This is a genomic window from Streptomyces sp. NPDC110618, assembly GCF_055657065.1.
Map to the genome: position 1 here is coordinate 292,259 of NZ_JBVKBN010000003.1, position 19,117 is coordinate 311,375.

A 19,117-nucleotide genomic window follows, 5' to 3' on the forward strand; every position below is an offset into this window, starting at 1 on the left:
CGGTGCTAGCCACTCCGAACCGTACCGGCGTGGGAACGGGGTGTGCACCCGAACGGGCTCGCACGCCCTAACCCTTCACGATCTCGGCGAGCTGCATCAGGTCGTCGAGTCGCCAGTCCGCCGCCTCCGCCACCTCTGGATCGTCCGCCCAGAGATGCCCCCACGGGCCTCGGCGCAGGTGTGCCGTGCGCAGCCCGGCCGCCTTCGCCGGGAAGACGTCGTTCGCAGGGTGGTCCCCCACGTACAAGGTCTGCTCCGGCGCGGCATGTGCCACATCCATCACGCGCCGGAAGAACTCCGGCTGCGGCTTGGCCACCCGCCATTCCCCAGAGGTCGCGACAAGATCGACCGGGAGGGCCAGACCACGCAGCAGTTCCGCCGCACGAGCCGTCTGGTTCCCCGCGATGACCACACGTACACCGGCCTGCTGAACGGCCGACAAGGACGGCCGGACGTCGTCGTACAGGTCGCTCTCTTCGAGCCGTTCACCGAGACCTGCGGCCTCGCGTGCGGCGTACTCGGCCGCGACGTCGATGCCCGGCCGCACCAGCCGGAGTGCCTCGGCGTTGTCATGACCTCGGGCGACCACCGCCCCGACGAGTGCGGACAGGGTGTGCCGGGGCACATCCAGCCAGTCGGCCCATGAAGCCCAGTAGCGGTCGTCGCGGATGATCGTCTCGCCGACGTCCAGCACGATGGTCTCAATCACGCTGGGAGCCTACGACTCCGCGGCACCCGTGCAGGTGCGACCTCGCGAAGGCGCACACCGACCTACCCGAAAGTAACCCCCTTGCCCCCTCCCCCCATCCCTCCCGTACCCTGACTTTGTGCCGCCGATAAACAAAACCCGTTCGCACAACGTCGTGCCGGGTACCTCAGTCGACCTCACCCGTCTCCGTATCGCCCTCACCGTCTTCTTCGCACTCGACGGCTTCGTCTTCGCGGGCTGGGTCGTGCGGATCCCCGCGATCAAGGAGCAGGTCGACGCGTCAGCGGGCGCGCTGGGCATCGCCCTGCTCGGGGTGTCGGCGGGCGCCGTCGTGACCATGACGCTCACCGGTCGGCTCTGCCGCCGCTACGGCAGCCATCCGGTCACCGTCGTCTGCGCCGTGCTGCTCTCCCTCAGCGTGGCCCTGCCCCCGCTCACCCACTCCGTCGCGGCGCTGACCGCCGTGCTGTTCGTGTTCGGGGCCGCGTACGGCTCCATCAACGTGGCCTTCAACAGCGCCGCCGTCGATCTCGTGACCGCGCTGCGGCGGCCGATCATGCCGAGTTTCCACGCGGCGTTCAGCCTCGGAGGAATGGTCGGGGCGGGGGTCGGCGGGCTGGTCGCCGGGAGCCTGTCCCCCGCCCGGCATCTGCTCGGGCTCACCTTCGTCGGGCTCGTCGTGACCTTCTTCGCCGGGCGGGTGCTCCTGCGCATCGCGCCGCCCGCGGCACCGGAGACGGCGGGGCAGGATCACCGGCCCCGGCGGCTCGACCGCCGTACCCGCGGGCTCGTCGCCGTGTTCGGGCTCATCGCGCTGTGCACGGCGTACGGCGAGGGCGCGATGGCCGACTGGGGCGCCCTGCACCTGGAGCAGGACCTGGGCGCCTCGCCGGGCCTCGCCGCCGCGGGGTACTCCTGCTTCGCGCTCGCCATGACCCTCGGGCGGCTCACCGGGTCCGCGCTGCTCCAGCGGCTCGGCCGCACCCGTACCGTCGTGATCGGGGGCGGTACGGCCGCCGCCGGGATGCTCCTCGGCGCGCTCACCCCGTACACCTGGCTCGCCCTCGCCGGGTTCGCCGTCACCGGGCTCGGGCTCGCCAACCTCTTCCCCGTCGCCATCGAGCGGGCCGGGGCGCTCGCCGGGCCCAGTGGTGTGGCCACCGCGTCCACGCTCGGCTACGGCGGCATGCTCCTCGGGCCGCCCGCCATCGGGTTCATGGCCGAGTGGTTCTCCCTGCCCACGGCCCTGACCAGCGTCGCCGTGCTCGCCGCCGTCGCCGCGGTCATCGGGCTCGCCACCCGACGGGCGACCGCACCCCGTGCGGAGACGTCCTGAGCCATCAAGAACGACGTGGACGCCGTCCTCGTACGCGGCGCCGATCCGACGGAGGAACGGGCCCGGGAGTCCTCGGCGTTCATGCTGGACCGCATCCGCAGGGAACTGACCGCCTGAGAACCGGCGTTCAGGCCCGGACCAGCTCCGCCGCGCCGAACGAGACGTCGAACCGGTCGCACCAGATGCTGACGCTGCTGTAGCGCGTCAGGTCGAGGTCGGCCGGGACGACGTAGTTCTGGCTTCCCTTGTTGCCCTTGAGCTTGCCGAGGCTGACATGGAGCCCGTCGTCGAAGACGCGCCAGCCGCCCACGCCCTGCTTCACGGGCGCGTCGGTCAGCCAGACCCGCAGGTCGGGGCCGTTGCTGGTGTCGAGGTTCTCCAGCCGGACCACATGGGAGCCGTCGGCCAGCCGGACGAGCTTCACACTGCCCGAGGTGTCGTGCTCGTGGCTGATCAGCTCACCGCGGGCGAGGACTTCGGGGTCCGCGGGGCTGCTCGTCGCCGACGTGGACGGCGCCGCCGTACCGACGGCGACGGGCAGCGCCTCCTCCACGGTCGTGTCCTGCCACAGCTTCCACGGCTGGAACCAGTACAGCCCGAACCCGAGTCCGGCGACGGCCACCACCAGCACCCCGACGATCAACGACTTCCGCCTCCGCCACATGGCGCGTTCCCCCGATTCCTGAGAGTTGCTTGCACTGCACCCATTCCAACGGATCGCCGGGCCGTAGGTCATCCGCGCACCGATGACGAAACTCTTACGTCCGGCTTGCCCTGGAGCGCGCTTCACCAGGCAGACTCGGGCGCATGACAACTGCCGAGTTCATCCGTGCACTGGACCGTGAGGGCCGGCTGCTGGCCGAGGCGGCCGAGCGGGCCGGGACCGACGCCAAGGTGCCGACCTGCCCCGAGTGGCAGGTGCGGGACCTGCTGCGGCACACGGGGATGGTGCACCGCTGGGCGACCGTGTTCGTGGCCGAGGAGCAGACCGAGTACCGGCCCGCCGCCGACCCGCCCGACCTCGACGGCACCGAGCTGATCACCTGGTTCCGTGAGGGGCACCGCCGTCTCGTCGACGCCCTCGACGGGGCGCGGCCGGACATGCGGTGCTGGTACTTCCTGCCCGCGCCCTCGCCGCTCGCCTTCTGGGCCCGCCGTCAGGCGCACGAGACCGCGATCCACCGTCTGGACGCGGAGTCGGCCCTCGGCGGCACACCGACCCGGATCGACCCCGCGTTCGCGGCCGACGGCATCGACGAAGTCCTCCTCGCCTTCCACGCCCGCCCCAAGAGCCGGGTCCGCACAGCCGAGCCCCGGGTCCTGCGGGTACGGGCCACCGACAGCGCGGACGCGGTGTGGACCGTACGCCTCTCCGCGGAGCCGCCCGTGGCTGCGCGGGGCGCGGAGGGCGAGGCGGACTGTGAAGTGTCCGGGCCGGTCGCCGAGTTGTACGCGGCACTGTGGAACCGGCAGCCGTTCCCGGCCGTGGAAGGTGACGCGGCACTGGCCGCGCTGTGGCGGGAGAACTCCGCCATCACCTGGGGCTGACCCCGGTCAGCCCGACAGCATCCTGGTCAGTACGGCGCGCTGCACGGGCAGCACCTCCCCGTGCAGCCGGTGCCCCTTCGCCGTGAGTGCGACCTTCACTCCGCGCCGGTCCTCGGGGCACATCCGGCGCTCGACGAGTCCGTCCTTCTCCAGCCGGGCGATCAGCCGCGAGAGCGCGCTCTGGCTCAGGTGCACATGCTCGGCGATCTCCTGCACGCGTCGCGGGCAGGTACCGCCCGCCAGGACGTCCAGTACCTCGAAGTCGCTGCCGCACAGGCCGTGTTGGTTCAGCGCGCGGTCGAGTTCGCACTGCGTGCGGGCGTGCAGCGACAGGATGTCCCGCCACTGGTCCACGAGCTCCTGCTCGGCCTTGTTCGCCGCCATGGGCGCACCGTAGCAGAGAACAGATTTCCATGCATCTGAATTTAATGCGCTTGCATTCGATGCGTATGCATGTAGTGTCTCCGCCATGACCTCTCCGCTCTCCAACCCCACCACCGACGGACGCTGGACACCCCGGCTGTGGGGCACTTTGCTGGTGCTCTGCGCCGCGATGTTCCTCGACGCCCTCGACGTCTCGATGGTGGGCGTCGCCCTGCCCTCCATAGGCGCCGACCTGGACCTGTCCACCTCGACGCTGCAGTGGATCGTCAGCGGCTACATCCTCGGCTACGGCGGACTGCTGCTCCTCGGCGGACGCACCGCGGACCTGCTCGGCCGGCGCCAGGTCTTCCTGGTGGCCCTCGGTGTCTTCGCCCTCGCCTCGCTGCTCGGCGGACTCGTCGACTCCGGTCCGCTGCTCATCGCCAGCCGCTTCATCAAGGGCCTGAGCGCGGCCTTCACCGCCCCCGCCGGACTGTCCATCATCACCACGACGTTTCCCGAGGGCCCGCTGCGCAACCGCGCCCTCGCCATCTACACCACCTGCGCGGCCACCGGCTTCTCCATGGGCCTGGTCCTCTCCGGTCTGCTCACCGAGGCCAGTTGGCGCCTGACCATGCTGCTGCCCGCCCCGATCGCCCTCGCGGCCCTGGTCGCGGGCCTGAAGCTGCTGCCGCGCAGCACCCGCGAGAAGAACCACAACGGCTACGACATCCCCGGCGCCATCCTCGGCACTGCCTCGATGCTGCTGCTGGTGTTCACCGTCGTCCAGGCACCGGAGGTCGGCTGGACCTCCGCCCGCACCCTGCTGTCCTTCCTCGCCGTGGCCGTCCTGCTGACCGCGTTCGTCCTGGTCGAACAGCGCTCCGCCGGTCCCCTGATCCGGCTGGGCGTACTGCGCTCGGGCAACCAGATCCGCGCCCAGCTCGGCGCCCTCGCCTTCTTCGGCTCGTACGTCGGATTCCAGTTCCTGACCACCCTCTACATGCAGTCGCTGCTCGGCTGGTCCGCGCTGCACACCGCCCTCGCCTTCCTGCCGGCGGGCGCGCTGGTGGCGCTGTCCTCGACGAAGGTCGGCCCGATCGTCGACCGGTACGGCACCCAGCGGCTGATCGCGGTGGGCTTCGGCCTCATGGTCGTCGGCTACGCGCTGTTCCTGCGCATCGACCTCGACCCGGTCTACGCCGCGACCGTCCTGCCGTCGATGCTGCTGATCGGCGCGGCCTGCGCGCTGGTCTTCCCGTCGCTCAACATCCAGGCCACCAACGGCGTCGAGGACCACGAGCAGGGCATGGTCTCCGGACTGCTGAACACCTCGGTGCAGGTGGGCGGCGCGATCTTCCTCGCCGTCGTGACCGCGGTGGTCACCGCCGGCGCCCCGGACCGGCCCACCCCGCAGGCGGTCCTCGACAGCTACCGCCCCGGCTTCGTGGTGGTGGCCGGTGTCGCCGTCGCGGGCCTGCTGATCACCCTCACGGGTCTGCGCGGTAAGCGCCGCGCCCCGCAGCAGTCCGTGGTGGTCGCCAAGTCCACTGTGCGGGAGACGGAGCAGGACCGGGTGCCGGTCCGCGACTAGGGTCTGTCGTCACATTCCCGTCGTCCGCCCGAAGGGCGGACCGCGCGGCGTCCGGTGCGTGCGACCGCAAGGCGCCGGAGTGCCCGCGTGGCGGAGTCACGTGGGCACTCCGGCAACGCGGCGAGCACGCGTGCCAGACGCCGCACGGCAGGCGGGAATGTGACGACAGACTAGGGGGACGTCTCCATCACCAGGTGCCCGGCGGGGGTCGCTTGCCCCGCCGGGCACCCGGCTGTTTGACTTCCGGTATGAGTCAGCATGGGGGACGCTCGCACAAGGCCGAGCAGGACGCGTTCGTGGTCGAGGTGGGGTACGCGCTGGTCAGTGCCCTCTTCGCGGCAGGAGTGGTGTTCGGGGCGGTGGCCGGTCCGGCGCTGCTGTTCGCACTGCCGGAGACCTTGGAGGCGGTGCTGCTGAAGGGCGGTCTGTGGCTCGCCGTGGTCATGTTCGCGGTCCGGGTGACCAGCGTGGTGGTACGCCACCGGCGTGCGGCTCAGCCCAGCCAGCCCGGCCGTACCAACCCCGACTCGTAGGCCAGGACGACCAGTTGGGCGCGGTCACGGGCGCCCAGCTTCACCATCGCGCGGCTGACATGGGTCTTGGCCGTGAGCGGGCTGACCACCAGACGGCGGGCGATCTCCTCGTTGGACAGGCCCATCCCCACCAGGGCCATCACCTCCCGTTCCCGCTCGGTGAGTTCGGCCAGCGCGTCGGCGCCCGAGGGCTCCTTGGAACGCGCCGCGAACTCCGCGATCAGCCGACGGGTCACGCCGGGCGAGAGCAACGCGTCACCGCCCACCACGGCCCGTACGGCACGCAGGAGTTCCTCCGGCTCGGTGTCCTTGACCAGGAAGCCGGAGGCGCCGGAGCGGATGGCCTCGAAGACGTACTCGTCGAGCTCGAAGGTCGTCAGCATCACCACCTTCACGTCCTTCAGCCGGTCGTCCCCGGTGATCCGCCGGGTCGCCGCCAGCCCGTCCAGCACCGGCATCCGGATGTCCATCAGGACCACGTCTGGGGTCAGTTCGCGCACCGCGCGCAGCGCCTCCTCCCCGTCGGACGCCTCGCCCGCCACCTCGATGTCGGGCTGCGCGTCGAGCAGCGCCCGGAAACCGGCCCGCACCAGTGACTGGTCGTCGGCGAGCAGTACACGGATCACCGTTCCTCCTCCTTCACGGCCTTCGTGGTGAGCGGGAGCACGGCGAGCACCCGGAAGCCGCCGTCGGCCCGCGGGCCCGCCTCGATCGTGCCACCCAGGGCCGCGGCCCGCTCCCGCATCCCGGCCAGGCCGTTGCCGCTCCCGCCCGCGTCCGCGCCGGTCGCGGGGCCGTCGTCGTCGATCCGGAGCCGCAACGCGCCGCCCTCCCGATCGACGTGCACGCGCGCCTGCCGCGATCCGGAGTGCCGTACGACATTGGTGAGCGCCTCCTGGACGATCCGGAAGGCCGCGAGGTCGGTGCCGGGCGGAAGCGGGGGCGGGGTGCCGTGCACCTCCACGGTCAGTCCGGCCTGGGCCGCCTGCTCCACCAGTTCGGGCAGCCGGTCGAGTCCGGGCGCGGGCGCGCGCGGCGCGTTTCCGGGCGCCCGGAGCGTGTCGAGCACCTGGCGCACCTCGCCGAGCGCCTCCTTGCTCTGGGCCTTGATGGTGGTCAGCGCCGTACGGGCCTGCTCGGGGTCGGAGTCGAGCAGGGCAAGTCCCACGCCGGCCTGGACGTTGATGACGGAGATGCTGTGCGCCAGTACGTCGTGCAGTTCCCGGGCGATCCTCAGCCGCTCCTCGTCGGCCCTCCGCCGCGCCGCCTGCGCCTGCTCGGCCCGCGCCTTCTCCCACTGCTCCCGCCGGGACCGCACCAGTTCCCCCAGCGCGCCCACGGCCAGCACCCAGGCGGCGACGGCGCCCTCCTGCCCCCAGGACGCGGCGCCGTCCCCGGAGGGCGGCAGCCATTGATAGAGCCAGTGGGCGATCAGTACGTGCCCGGCCCACAGCCCGCCCATCGCCGCCCAGGCGGCCGCCCGACGGCCGACGACGATCGCCCGGAAACAACTGATCGCCACGATCAGATACACCGGCCCGTGCGGATACCCGGCGCCCGTGTACACCAGGACGACCGCGGCCGTACCCAGGGCCACCGCCCCCGGGTACCGGTGCCGCCACAGCAGCAGAAGCCCGGCGAGCAGCACGAGCAGCCGGCCCCACAGGTCGAGGTCCGCCCGCTCGCCGGTCTGCTCCTGGGCGGCGAAGTGCGTCCCGGCGAACACGACGGCGGTCACGAGCAACGTCGACGGCCACGGCCACCGCTGCCCCTCGCGCCACCACCACGGCGGCCCGCTCCGCCACCACTGCGGCGGACCGGCTGCCATGGGCACCTGTTGCTCCTCCATGCCCGCCACGCTAGACGCCGCCACCTCCACGCGGCGTCACCCGCGCGTGGTGATCACACGTACTCCCGCCGAAGTACACCGGCCCCCCGAGGGGGCGCTGGGCGCCGGTGTCAGCGCGGGGCTGCCGGCGCCGGCCCCGTCTGCGGGTACACCAGCCCCACCCCGTGGGCGAGTTGGGACGCCGCGTGCCGGAAGAACCGGTCGCGGTCCTCGACGACCCGGTTGAACTGACCGAACACCTCGAAGCCGATGAGGCCGTACAGCTGGGCCCAGGCCGCGATGAGGGCCGCCACCGTCTCCGGGGGGAGGTCGGGGGCGAAGTCGGCGGTCATGCGCTCGGCCTCGGGGCGCAGGTCGGCGGGGAGCGGCGGCTTGGCGAGTCCGAGGCCCTGGTGGGCGTCGCGCACGATGCCGATGAAGACCTGGCCGACCCGGGCGGCGGCCGGGACCGTGGTCTCGGGAGCGGTGTAACCGGGCACGGGTGAGCCGTGGATCAGGGCGTACTCGTGCGGATGCGTGAGCGCCCACTGCCGTACCGCCTCACACACGGCGGTCCAGCGGTCCCGGGGCCCGGCGTCGGCATGCTCGTCGCGCGCGGTCTCGGCGCTTTCGCCGACCGCGTTGTAGGCGTCGATGATCAGCGCCGTCAACAGGTCGTCGCGGCTCGGGAAGTAGCGGTAGAGCGCGGAGGAGACCATGCCGAGTTCGCGGGCCACGGCGCGCAGCGAGAGCTTGGCGGCGCCGTCGGCGGCGAGTTGTCTGCGCGCCTGTTCCTTGATGGCGGCGGTGACCTCGATCCGCGCCCGGGCGCGGGCTCCCTTGGGTGTGCTGCTGGCTGCGGTGCTCATACGGAGAGTGTGCCATGAAAGCGAGAGCACTGCACTCAATCGAGAGCGGTGCACAAAAAAGAGAGCGCTGCTCTTGCGCGAGAGCACCTGTCTCGTGCATGCTGAATCAGCAAGCGAGAGCAGTGCTCACAAAAGAGAGCGCCGCTCACTCGCAGGGCAGTACTCACTCAGCAGAGCACCGCTCATCCATCTGAAGACACCGCCGCACGCATCCATCGGAGCGCCGCTCACCCAAGAGAGCACCGCTCCTCCACCCACAGGGGGTCCCCATGACCACGCCCGCGCACGTCAAGAAGCCCGGCTGGATCACCATCAACGTCATCAACCGCTTCGTCGCCTGGCTGACCCGCCGCGGCGTCAGTGTCTGGGGCTCCCGCGTCCTCGCCGTCCGCGGCCGCAAGAGCGGCCAGTGGCGCACCACCCCCGTCAACCTGCTGACCTTCGAAGGCGAGCAGTACCTGCTCGCCCCGCGCGGCCACGTCCAGTGGACGCACAACATGCGTGCCGCCGGGGGCGGTGAGCTGCGCCTCGGCAAGCACGTGGACGTGTTCACCGCGACCGAGGTCGCCGACGACGACAAGGTGCCACTGCTGCGCGCCTACCTCAAGCGCTGGAAGGCCGAGGTCGGCGTCTTCTTCGACGGAGTCGGCCCCGACTCCCCCGACGCCGACCTGCGGCGCATCGCCCCGAACCACCCGGCGTTCCGGATCACCGTCCAGAGCCACCGAGTCGACAAGTAGGCGAGGCGACGAACAGACGGTCAGGTCCCAGACGGTCAGGCCCTGAGCAGTCAGGTCCCGAACGGTCAGGTCCTGAACGGTCAGCGCCTAAGACCCGGCGCCGGCCTCGCCGCCCTCCCCGCCCGCCGAATCCGGCCGCCGGTCCATGACCATCAGCGCCCGCTGCGCCATCGGGTGGCTGCGCACCAGCTCACCCAGCGTCGTCGCCCCGCGCGTGATGTCCATGAACGCCCGCCAGGCGGGCCGGAACCCGGTCAGCGCGGCATGGAAGAGACCAGGACGCCGTTCGAAGGCGGCCAGCATCCGCTTGCCGACGCTCATCTCCACGCCGAGCCCGGCCTTGACCGCGAACGCGTAGTTCAGGGCCTGGCGGCGGGTGTCCACGGCGTCGTGCGCCTCGGCGATCCGCACCGCCCACTCCCCCGCGAGCCGCCCGGAGCGCAGGGCGAAGGAGATGCCCTCACGGGTCCATGGCTCCAGCAACCCCGCCGCGTCCCCGCACACCAGCACCCGCCCGCGCGAGAGCGGCGAGTCCTCGGCCCGGCAACGCGTCAGGTGCCCGGAGGAGATGCTCGGTTCGAACCCGGCGAGCCCGAGCCGCCCGATGAACTCCTCCAAGTACCGCTTGGTGGCGGCGCCTTCACCGCGCGCGGAGATGACACCGACGGTGAGCGTGTCGCCCTTGGGGAAGACCCAGCCGTAACTGCCGGGAATCGGGCCCCAGTCGATGAGCACCCGCCCCTTCCAGTCCTCGGCGACGGTCTCCGGCACCGGGATCTCGGCCTCCAGGCCCAGGTCCACCTGGGCGAGCTTCACCCCGACATGGGCTCCTATGCGGCTGGCGCTGCCGTCGGCGCCCACGACCGCCCGCGCGAGAAGGGTCTCGCCGCCCTGGAGGACGACGGCGACCGAACGCCGGTCCGGGACCGCGGAGCCGTGCTGCTCGACCCGCTGCACCGCAACGCCGGTGCGCAGTTCGGCGCCCGCCTTCTGGGCGTGCTCGACGAGCTGCTGGTCGAACTCGGGCCGGTTGATGAGCCCGAAGAGCATCTGCTTGGAGCGGCGGGTACGGCTGAACCGGCCGTTGTTGGAGAACGTCACCGCGTGCACCCGGTCGCGCAGCGGCAGTTCGAAGCCGGGCGGCAGGGAGTCGCGGGACGGGCCGATGATGCCTCCGCCGCAGGTCTTGTAGCGCGGCAGCTCGGCTTTCTCCAGCAACAGCACCCGTCGCCCCGCGACCGCTGCCGCATACGCGGCGGAGGCCCCCGCGGGCCCCGCGCCGACCACGACGACGTCCCACACCTGCCGCACGTCGTCCGCCGAAGAGTTCTCGCTGCTCACGATGGTCTACTGCTCCCGATCAAGCCGCCTGCCGCTGCTGTCTCCCGCATCCTACGGCGGCGGTCACCGCAGGCCGCTGTGGGAGGATCAAGCCCGTAGGCGCCCACCGAACCCGGAGGGGCTTACGCTCGCCCGATCAGCCGTACACAGAAGTACGCACTTCTACAACGTCGCACCTACAAGGAGCGTGCCCATGTCGTCGAATCCGGTCGCCGAGACCGTCGCCTCGCTGATGCCGAGGGCGAAGGAAGAGCTCACCGAACTGGTGGCCTTCAAGTCGGTGGCGGACTTCGAGCAGTTCCCGCGCAGCGAGAGCGAGGGCGCCGCGCGCTGGGTCGCGGACGCCCTGCGCGCCGAGGGCTTCGAGGACGTGGCGTTTCTGGACACGCCGGACGGCACCCAGTCGGTCTACGGCTTCCTGCCCGGCCCGGAGGGCGCGAAGACGGTACTGCTGTACGCGCACTACGACGTGCAGCCCCCGCTGGACGAGTCGGCGTGGCGGACTCCGCCGTTCGAGCTGACCGAGCGCGACGGCCGCTGGTACGGGCGGGGCAGCGCCGACTGCAAGGGCGGCGTGATCATGCACCTGCTGGCGCTGCGCGCGCTCAAGGCCAACGGCGGTGTGCCGGTGCACGTGAAGGTGATCGCCGAGGGCTCGGAGGAGATGGGCACCGGCGGCCTTGAGCGGTACGCCGAGGCGCACCCGGAACTGCTGCGGGCCGACACGATCGTGGTCGGCGACGCGGGCAACTTCCGGGTCGGTCTGCCCACGGTCACGACCACGCTGCGCGGTATGACCATGCTCCGGGTGCAGGTCGACACGCTGGAGGGCAATCTGCACTCCGGGCAGTTCGGCGGCGCCGCCCCGGACGCGCTGGCCGCGCTGATCCGCGTACTGGACTCCCTGCGCGCCGAGGACGGCTCGACGACGGTCGACGGGCTTGAGCAGGGGGCGGCGTGGGACGGGCTCCAGTACGACGAGGAGCAGTTCCGCAAGGACGCCAAGGTACTGGACGGGGTGGAGCTGATCGGCTCCGGCACGGTCGCGGACCGGATCTGGTCGCGTCCGGCCGTCACCGTCCTCGGCATCGACTGCCCGCCGGTGGTCGGCGCGACCCCGTCGGTGCAGGCCAGTGCCCGCGCCCTGGTCAGCCTGCGGGTGCCGCCGGGGGTGGACGCCGCCGAGGCCACCAAGCTGCTCCAGGCCCACCTGGAGGCGCACACGCCGTGGGGCGCGCGGGTGCGCGTCGAGCAGGTGGGCCAGGGCCAGGCGTTCAGCGCGGACACCACGAGCCCGGCGTACGCGGCGATGGCCCGGGCGATGGCGGTGGCCTACCCGGGCCAGGAGATGCAGTACGCCGGTCAGGGCGGCTCCATCCCGCTGTGCAACACGCTCGCCGCGCTGTACCCGCGGGCCGAGATCCTGCTGATCGGGCTGAGCGAGCCGGAGGCCCAGATCCACGCCGTGAACGAGAGCGTGTCGCCCGAGGAACTGGAGCGGCTGTCTGTGGCGGAGGCGCTGTTCCTGCGCGAGTACGCGGCGAGCTGAGCGGCGGCGGGGCCGCGGATCAGGGAGTGGGCACGCCCGCTTCCAGGTAGAGCGCGGCCCCGCGTTCCCGTGCCCGCAGGGCGCCGCGCAGGCGCTCGTAGCGGACCGGTGGCAGGAGTTCGGCAGCCTCCTCCTCGGTGACGAAGCGCCAGTCGCGCAGTTCGGGGCCGGGCAGCAGCAGCCGTCCGGCCCGTACGGCGTCCAGCCGTCCGCCGTCGAAGAGCAGGCGCAGTCCGCCGTATCCGGGTGGCACGGGCGGTTCCCAGTCGACGACGAGGAGCCGGGGTACGTCCTCCAGGTGGATCCCGGTCTCCTCGGCGACCTCGCGCATACCGGCGCGCGCGGGGGCCTCTCCGGGTTCGACGACTCCGCCGGGGAACTCCCAGCCGGGTTTGTAGGTGGGGTCGACGAGGAGGACGCGGTCCTGTTCGTCGAAGAGGAGGACGCCGGCGGCCAGGGTCTCGGCCGTGGGTTCGGGGGTCTGCACGATGTCGCAGGCGGGCGCGGCTCCGCCGGCGAGGGCCTCGGCGATCCGCGCGGCGGTCTGGCGCGGGGTGAGGTGGCCGTTGTCGACGGGGTGGGCGTCGGCGGTGAGCCAGGAGGCGAGGGCGGACCGGTAGGGCTCGATGCGGTCGTAGGCCCACTGCCGGGTGCGCAGTTCTCCGTCCGGGGTGTCGGGGACCTCCCGCTGGGCTATGCGCTGGCGCAAAATCGTTTCCGCCGGGGCCAGGAGAATGTGCCGTACCGCGATCCGGCGGGCGGCGAGGCCGCCGAAGATCTCGTCGCGGTACTCCTGACGCAGCAGGGTCATGGGGACCACGAGGGTCCCGCCGAGTTCGGCGAGCATGGCGGCCGCGGTGTCGATCACGAGCCGCCGCCAGATCGGCAGATCCTGGAAGTCGCCGACCTCGGCGAGGTGTTTGGGCGGGAGCAGGTGGGGCAGCGCTCCGCCGATGACCTCGGGGTCGAAGAGCGTGCTGTTCGGGATCAGTTCGATCAGTTCCCGTGCGGCGGTGGTCTTCCCCGCACCGAACGCGCCGTTGATCCAGACGATCACGGACTCCCCCTCTTCTGTTGGCCCCCTGTGGCTTGCCCGCTCCACCCTGCCACGGAAACCAGTTCCAGTTGAGGGCGCACAAGCGGCGGCGCCGGTGCCCCAGATTGCGGGGGCGCCGGCGCCGTGCTGCGTGCCGTCGGGTCAGCCCTTCTGCCCGAGGGCGTTGTCCTCCACGGCCAGGCTGTCGCTGGCGATCGTCTCGTCGACTTCGCTGAGGGTGCTGAGGGTCTCGCCCACGTCGAGGTCGGTCAGGTCGCTGCCGAGGGAGTGCGAGGGCGTGATGGCCGCGACAACGAATCCGGTGGCCAGGGAGGCGATGGCGAGCATGCTGCGCTTCTTCATGACCGGCTCAACTGCGGGGGCGGGGCGGGGGTCACGGTGTGGGTCCGGAAAACGGCTCGGCCACTTCACCGGCCCCCGCGCCTCAACGCTCCCGCCTCCTCACCGGGCCCGCGTTGCGCCGTACCGCTCCTGCCGCCTCACCAGCCCCGAGTACGCCGTACGACCCCTGCCGCCTCACCAACCCCGAGTACGCCGTACGACCCCTGCCGCCTCACCAACCCCGAGTACGCCGTACGACCCCTGCCGCCTCACCAGCACCCGTCGTCACACCTGGCCCACGGCGGCAGCCGGCGTCACACCGTTGGCGCATCACGGCGGCAGCCCCCTGCGTCCCCCACCTGGCGCCACGGCGGCGGCCCGGCGTCCACGCCGCCCGTCCGGGCCGGGGCGAAGCCCCGACGTCCCCCCGGAAGCCCCGCCAACGCCCCGCCGCGCTGTACCGCTCCGGCCGCGTCACACCACCGCCGTGCCCACCCGCAGACCGAGGGGGCCCGCCGCCGCACGCACCGGACCGGAGGTCGCCCGCGCCGTACGGCTCCGGCCGCCTCACACCGCGGCCGCGTCCGCCCCGGGGCGAGGGCGTCCGCAGGGCGAGGTCGGCCGTCGACGCACGCACTGGGCGAGTACGACCACCGACGCACGCACCGCACCGGAGGTCACCCCCGCCGTAACGTTCCTTCCGCCCCGCCGGCCCCGGATGTCACACCGTCGCCGCGTCCGCCTGCCGGGCCAGCGCGGCAGCCGCCGCGCCCACCAGACCCGCGTCCGTGCCCATCCGGGCCGGGGTGACGACCAGGCGCTGGACGAAGGAGAGGGTGGCGTAGTCGGTCAGGGCCTTGCGCAGGGGCGCGAGGAGGACCTCGCCCGACTTGGCCACGCCGCCGCCGATGACGGCGATGTCGATCTCGACCAGGGTCGCGGTGGCCGCGATCCCGGCGGCCAGGGCCTGCGCGGCCCGCTCGAAGGAGGCCACGGCGACCGGGTCCCCGGCGCGGGCGGCGGCGGCCACCGCGGCGGCCGAGGTGTCGCCGTCGGGGCCAGGGGTCCAGCCGTTCTCCAGGGCGCGCCGGGCGATGTTGGGCCCGCTCGCGATGCGCTCCACGCAGCCGCGCGCCCCGCACGGGCACGGGTCGCCGTCGAGGTCGACGCTGATGTGGCCGATGTGGCCGGCGTTGCCGGTGGGCCCCGGGTGCAGCCGTCCGCCCAGGACGAGGCCGCCGCCGACGCCGGTGGAGACCACCATGCACAGGGCGTTGTCGTGGCCGCGGGCGGCGCCCTGCCAGTGCTCGGCCGCCGTGATGGCCACGCCGTCGCCGATCAGCTCGACGGGCAGCCCGCCCGTGGCCTCACGGACCCGGCGGACCAGGGGGAAGTCCCGCCAGCCGGGCACATTGACCGGGCTCACGGTGCCCGCGGAGGCGTCCACCGGCCCCGCGCTGCCGATACCGATCGCGCTCGCGCCCGCCCAGAGCGGGGAGGCGGCCAGTTCGGCGAGCACCGCCTCGACGGCGCCCATCACGGTGTCACCGTTCTCGCGCGCCGGAGTGGGCCGCTGGGACCGCGCCAGAATCCGGCCGCGGCCGTCCACGAGCGCTCCGGCGATCTTCGTGCCGCCGATGTCGAGAGCGGCCACGAGGTCGGTGTGCATCAGAGTCAGATCTCCCGGTCAACCATGCGGAAAAGGGAAGCCGGACTAGCGGTGGGGCGCAGGCCGGAGAGTGCGGTGGACAGTGTCTCCTGCATCTGACAACGTTGTCCAGGCTCTATGCTCGACGCCACATCCTCATACAAACCATGGATCTGCGCATCCCCGTGGACGAACAGGACAGGACCCGCATCGTGCCCGAGACCATCCGCCGCGCCGACCGCTCCCCGCACAACCGTTACGGCAACCGGCCGACGATGAAGGACGTGGCCGCCCGGGCGGGAGTGGGTCTGAAGACCGTCTCGCGGGTCGTCAACGGCGAGCCCGGCGTCACGCCCGAGACCGAGCGCAGGGTGCAGGAGGCGATCGAGGCCCTGGGCTTTCGCCGCAACGACAGCGCGCGGGTGCTGCGCAAGGGCCGTACCGCGAGCATCGGGCTGGTCCTGGAGGACCTCGCGGACCCGTTCTACGGCCCGCTCAGCCGCGCGGTCGAGGAGGTGGCGCGGGCGCACGGGGCGCTGCTGATCAACGGCTCCAGCGCCGAGGACCCCGACCGCGAGCAGGAACTGGCGCTGGCGCTGTGCGCCCGGCGGGTGGACGGCCTGGTGGTGATCCCGGCCGGGGACGACCACCGCTATCTGGAGCCGGAGATACGGGCGGGCGTGGCCACGGTGTTCGTGGACCGTCCGGCCGGGCGGATCGACGCGGACGTGGTGCTGTCGGACAACTACGGCGGCGCCCGCGACGGTGTCGCCCATCTGATCGCGCACGGCCACCGCCGGATCGGCTTCATCGGTGACATGCCCCGCATCCACACCTCCGCGGAGCGACTGCGCGGCTACCGGGCGGCCATGGAGGACGCGGACATCCCGGTGGCGGACTCCTGGATGTCCCTGGGTGTCACCACCCCGGAGCGGGTGCGCGGCGCGGCCGAGGAGATGTTGTCCGGGCCCGAGCCGGTCACCGCGATCTTCGCGGGCAACAACCGTGTGACGGTCACAGTGATCCGTGTCCTCGCCGAGCAGTCCCGGCGGGTGGCGCTGGTCGGCTTCGACGACCTGGAGCTGGCCGATCTGCTCCAGCCCGGGGTCACGGTCGTCGCCCAGGACGCGGCCGCCCTGGGCCGGACCGCCGCCGAGCGCCTGTTCCGGCAGCTCGACGGTACGCTCGTGGCACCCGAGCGCATCGAGCTGCCCACCCGGCTGATCACGCGCGGCTCGGGCGAACTGCCCCCGGCGGACTGAGCGGGCGATGGACCACCTCACGCTCCAGGCCCTGGGCCTCGGCGAGGCCCCGAGGGACCAGCCGCTGCTCTACCCGGGCTGCTGGCCCGCGGACTCCGGGCTCCTGGACGGCGAGTACTTCCTGCCCCTGGACCGGCCGACCCACCCCGAGCGCACGCCGGTCCTCGCCATCGGTTCCAACGCCTGCCCCGGCCAGTTGCGGCACAAGATGGCCGAGGCCGGCCTCGACTCACCGATCCCCATGGTCAAGGCGCGGGTCACAGGCGTGGAGATCGGGGTCTCGGCGCACGTCAGCCTCATGGGGTACGTATCGGCGTCGCCGTTCCACGCGCCCGGCGCCGTGCGGGAACTGTTCGTGCTGTGGCTCGACGACGACCAGCTCGCCGTGATCGACGCCAGCGAGGGCGTGCCTCTGCCGCTCGGCAACTACCGGCGCGCCTGGCTGCCCGCACCCGAGGTCCGCGTCGACCTGCCGGACGGCACCACGCTGCCGGGCGTCTTCTCGTACGTGAACAGGCGCGGCGTCCTGCACAACGGCACCGGCGCCCCGCGCAGCCACCCCGGCCAGCGTCCGCTGCTCACCGAACTGCTGCTTGACTCGGCCGAGTTGAGGGAGCTGTTCGGAGTCACCCCGGAGGAGTTCTGCGCGCGGGCCCGCGCCGACCGTGCCCTGTGCGAGCGCGGTACGCGATGGTTCGCGAGCGAGAAGCTGGTCACCGGGCACGGCTTCGAGCGGTACGTCGGTCAGCACAGCGGGAGTCCGGGCACCGGTTCGTCGTTGTCGCCGCCCTTGACGTGAACGTCGTTGACCCAGACGTCGGTGTTGCCGCTGTCGTCGTCGGTCTTCGCCCACCAGATGTTGGTCCACTGGCCGATGGTCTGGCGGCGCCCCAGTTTCTGCTGGCAGTAGAAGTAGTTGGTGCCCGCGTTGAGGACACCGACCTCGGTGCCGGTGGCGGTGTAGGACTTGGCGGTGCGCCAGACCTCGCAGTTGTACTTGCCGCCGCCGATGGGGTGGCAGGCGGCGGCCGGGACGGTGGCCCCTCCTCCGCCGCCGGAGGTCCGGGTCGGAGTGGGGCTGGGTTTCGGGGACCGCTCGGTCTCGGTGGTGCGGGTGGGGGTCGGGGTCGGTGTGGGGGACTTCTCGTCGGCCTTGCCGGTGGGTTCGGTCCCGGCCGAGCCGTCGGGGTCGGCCGCGCCGCCACCGCTCTTCGAGGGGGTGCGGGCCGCGGCGGTGACGCTCTGCCCGGGGTCCGCGGTCGTCCCGGGGTCGTCGCCGTCGCGCAGGAGCGCGACCGTGGTGCCGGCCGTGGCCAGGACGAGGGCGACGGCAGCGGCGGCGAGCAGGGCGCGGCTCCGGCCGCGGGAGGGGCGTTCGGTGGTGGCGGTCTGGGGTGCGGTGGAGTTGTCGGCGGACGGGACTGGACGGCTCGGCGGCACGGGCGGCCCGAAGCCCTGCGGGACGGCCGGGGCGACACGCTCGGTCGGGGTTCGTTCCGGGGTCGCGGGGCCGCGCAGTGCGCTCGTGGGCGTGTCGCGGCGGTTCCCGTCGGCGACGGCCTGGAGGAGGTCGCGGGCCTCCTCGGCCTCCGGGCGGGACTCGGGGCGCTTGTCGAGCAGGCGGTGCAGCACGGGGGCGAGCGATCCGGCGCGCAGCGGCTCGGGCAGGGGGTCGCTGACGATCGCGGTGAGCGTGGAGAAGGTCGAGGTCCGGCGGAAGGGCGAGGAGCCCTCCACGGCGGCGTACAGGGTCGCGCCGAGCGCCCACACGTCGGAGGCCGGACCGGGGTCCGCGCCCTGGGCGCGCTCGGGCGCCAGGTAGTCCAGGGAGCCGACGAGTTCGCCGCTGCGGGTGAGGTGGGTGGCGGAGCCGTCGCCCGGGTCCTCCATGGTGGCGATGCCGAAGTCGGTGAGGACGACGCGGCCCGAGCGGTCGAGGAGGATGTTGCCGGGCTTGACGTCGCGGTGCAGGACGCCCGCGCGGTGGGCGGCGGCCAGCGCGTCCATCACCTTGGTGCCGATCCCGGCCGCCTCGTGGGGGTCGAGGGTGCCGCGCTCGCGCAGGACGTCGTCCAGGGAGGGCCCGTCGACCAGTTCCATGACGATGAGCGGCCGTCCGTCGACCTCGGCGACGTCGTGCACGGCCACGACTCCGGGGTGCCGCACCCGTGCCGCCGCGCGGGCCTCGCGCTGCATGCGCACCCGCAGCCCGTCGAGTTCCGGTCCGTCGGCGTCGGTGTAGGTGCGCAGTTCCTTGACGGCGACCTCGCGCCCCAGGACCTCGTCGGCGGCCCGCCAGACCACGCCCATGCCGCCCCGGCCCAGCTGGGCCAGCACCCGGTAGCGCCCGGCGAGCAGCCGCCCGACCCCGTCAGTCCGCCCGTACTCCCCCGATGACACAGCCGCCCCGTTCCTGTGA

General features: G+C 72.5%; 19 protein-coding genes. 8 read left to right on the forward strand and 11 right to left on the reverse strand.

The features are described from left to right. Positions 1–67: 67 nt before the first annotated feature. Positions 68–709: an HAD family hydrolase gene (locus ACZ7L7_RS07860; RefSeq protein ID WP_285512274.1), complete on the reverse strand. Its 642-nt coding sequence runs from the start codon at positions 707–709 to the stop codon at positions 68–70. Between the two features lie 154 nt (positions 710–863). Between ACZ7L7_RS07860 and ACZ7L7_RS07865 the strand changes: the two genes are divergently transcribed. Continuing rightward, positions 864–2,045, forward strand: coding sequence for an MFS transporter (locus tag ACZ7L7_RS07865; RefSeq protein WP_472075278.1), 1,182 nt, complete (start codon positions 864–866; stop codon positions 2,043–2,045). A 127-nt stretch (positions 2,046–2,172) separates the two neighbouring features. Here ACZ7L7_RS07865 and ACZ7L7_RS07870 read toward each other — a convergent pair whose 3' ends face one another. Next, entirely contained in the window at positions 2,173–2,709 is a 537-nt protein-coding gene (locus tag ACZ7L7_RS07870) for a DM13 domain-containing protein (RefSeq protein WP_285512276.1), read from the reverse strand. Between the two features lie 143 nt (positions 2,710–2,852). Between ACZ7L7_RS07870 and ACZ7L7_RS07875 the strand changes: the two genes are divergently transcribed. Beyond that, a complete protein-coding gene (locus ACZ7L7_RS07875; protein WP_472075280.1) occupies positions 2,853–3,593 on the forward strand; it encodes a maleylpyruvate isomerase family mycothiol-dependent enzyme in 741 nt (246 codons plus the stop codon). Positions 3,594–3,599: 6 nt separating this feature from the next. Here the strand turns inward: ACZ7L7_RS07875 and ACZ7L7_RS07880 are convergent, their stop codons facing one another. Then, positions 3,600–3,977, reverse strand: coding sequence for a MarR family winged helix-turn-helix transcriptional regulator (locus tag ACZ7L7_RS07880; protein ID WP_285512278.1), 378 nt, complete (start codon positions 3,975–3,977; stop codon positions 3,600–3,602). Between the two features lie 85 nt (positions 3,978–4,062). Here ACZ7L7_RS07880 and ACZ7L7_RS07885 point away from each other — a divergent pair, with 85 nt between their 5' ends. Together ACZ7L7_RS07885 and ACZ7L7_RS07890 are read left to right on the forward strand one after the other, a co-directional pair. Continuing rightward, positions 4,063–5,550 (forward strand): MFS transporter, encoded by a 1,488-nt coding sequence (locus tag ACZ7L7_RS07885; protein ID WP_453599406.1) that lies wholly within the window; start codon positions 4,063–4,065, stop codon positions 5,548–5,550. Between the two features lie 248 nt (positions 5,551–5,798). After that, a complete protein-coding gene (locus ACZ7L7_RS07890; protein ID WP_472075283.1) occupies positions 5,799–6,083 on the forward strand; it encodes a DUF6332 family protein in 285 nt (94 codons plus the stop codon). Here ACZ7L7_RS07890 and ACZ7L7_RS07895 read toward each other — a convergent pair. The 3 genes from ACZ7L7_RS07895 to ACZ7L7_RS07905 all read right to left on the reverse strand — a co-directional run bounded on the left by ACZ7L7_RS07895 (position 6,044) and on the right by ACZ7L7_RS07905 (position 8,780). Beyond that, complete coding sequence (locus tag ACZ7L7_RS07895) at positions 6,044–6,709, reverse strand: response regulator transcription factor (RefSeq protein WP_285512281.1); 666 nt, start codon at positions 6,707–6,709, stop codon at positions 6,044–6,046. The genes ACZ7L7_RS07890 and ACZ7L7_RS07895 overlap by 40 nt on opposite strands. Further along, the gene (locus tag ACZ7L7_RS07900; protein WP_285512282.1) at positions 6,706–7,932 is read right to left on the reverse strand and encodes a sensor histidine kinase; all 1,227 of its coding nucleotides are present in this window, start codon (positions 7,930–7,932) and stop codon (positions 6,706–6,708) included. The genes ACZ7L7_RS07895 and ACZ7L7_RS07900 overlap by 4 nt, the downstream gene beginning before the upstream one ends. A gap of 110 nt (positions 7,933–8,042) precedes the next feature. Beyond that, positions 8,043–8,780: a TetR/AcrR family transcriptional regulator gene (locus ACZ7L7_RS07905; RefSeq protein WP_285512283.1), complete on the reverse strand. Its 738-nt coding sequence runs from the start codon at positions 8,778–8,780 to the stop codon at positions 8,043–8,045. A gap of 269 nt (positions 8,781–9,049) precedes the next feature. On the opposite strand from ACZ7L7_RS07905, the gene ACZ7L7_RS07910 reads away from it, so the two are divergent. Continuing rightward, positions 9,050–9,520 carry a nitroreductase family deazaflavin-dependent oxidoreductase gene (locus ACZ7L7_RS07910; protein ID WP_453603716.1) on the forward strand — a complete coding sequence of 157 codons (471 nt, stop codon included), beginning with the start codon at positions 9,050–9,052 and terminating at the stop codon, positions 9,518–9,520. Positions 9,521–9,607: 87 nt separating this feature from the next. Here the strand turns inward: ACZ7L7_RS07910 and ACZ7L7_RS07915 are convergent, their stop codons facing one another. Further along, the gene (locus ACZ7L7_RS07915) at positions 9,608–10,861 is read right to left on the reverse strand and encodes a geranylgeranyl reductase family protein (protein WP_472075285.1); all 1,254 of its coding nucleotides are present in this window, start codon (positions 10,859–10,861) and stop codon (positions 9,608–9,610) included. 193 nt (positions 10,862–11,054) lie between these two features. Here ACZ7L7_RS07915 and ACZ7L7_RS07920 point away from each other — a divergent pair, with 193 nt between their 5' ends. After that, positions 11,055–12,410 (forward strand): dipeptidase, encoded by a 1,356-nt coding sequence (locus tag ACZ7L7_RS07920; RefSeq protein WP_453603719.1) that lies wholly within the window; start codon positions 11,055–11,057, stop codon positions 12,408–12,410. A gap of 19 nt (positions 12,411–12,429) precedes the next feature. Here ACZ7L7_RS07920 and ACZ7L7_RS07925 read toward each other — a convergent pair whose 3' ends face one another. From ACZ7L7_RS07925 to ACZ7L7_RS07935, 3 genes are all read right to left on the reverse strand, one after another. Continuing rightward, positions 12,430–13,467 (reverse strand): NUDIX hydrolase, encoded by a 1,038-nt coding sequence (locus tag ACZ7L7_RS07925; RefSeq protein ID WP_453603721.1) that lies wholly within the window; start codon positions 13,465–13,467, stop codon positions 12,430–12,432. 141 nt (positions 13,468–13,608) lie between these two features. Continuing rightward, on the reverse strand, positions 13,609–13,809 hold the full coding sequence (locus tag ACZ7L7_RS07930; RefSeq protein ID WP_093719319.1) for a hypothetical protein: 201 nt from the start codon (positions 13,807–13,809) through the stop codon (positions 13,609–13,611). A 700-nt stretch (positions 13,810–14,509) separates the two neighbouring features. Further along, positions 14,510–15,457 (reverse strand): ROK family protein, encoded by a 948-nt coding sequence (locus ACZ7L7_RS07935; protein ID WP_285512289.1) that lies wholly within the window; start codon positions 15,455–15,457, stop codon positions 14,510–14,512. A 146-nt stretch (positions 15,458–15,603) separates the two neighbouring features. Between ACZ7L7_RS07935 and ACZ7L7_RS07940 the strand changes: the two genes are divergently transcribed. Beyond that, the gene (locus ACZ7L7_RS07940) at positions 15,604–16,698 is read left to right on the forward strand and encodes a LacI family DNA-binding transcriptional regulator (protein WP_285512290.1); all 1,095 of its coding nucleotides are present in this window, start codon (positions 15,604–15,606) and stop codon (positions 16,696–16,698) included. Positions 16,699–16,705: 7 nt separating this feature from the next. Next, positions 16,706–17,497, forward strand: a complete 792-nt coding sequence (locus tag ACZ7L7_RS07945) for a hypothetical protein (RefSeq protein ID WP_285512291.1) — start codon at positions 16,706–16,708, stop codon at positions 17,495–17,497. Here ACZ7L7_RS07945 and ACZ7L7_RS07950 read toward each other — a convergent pair. Further along, entirely contained in the window at positions 17,443–19,098 is a 1,656-nt protein-coding gene (locus tag ACZ7L7_RS07950) for a serine/threonine-protein kinase (RefSeq protein ID WP_285512292.1), read from the reverse strand. The two genes, ACZ7L7_RS07945 and ACZ7L7_RS07950, sit on opposite strands and share 55 nt — an antisense overlap. Positions 19,099–19,117: the final 19 nt, after the last annotated feature.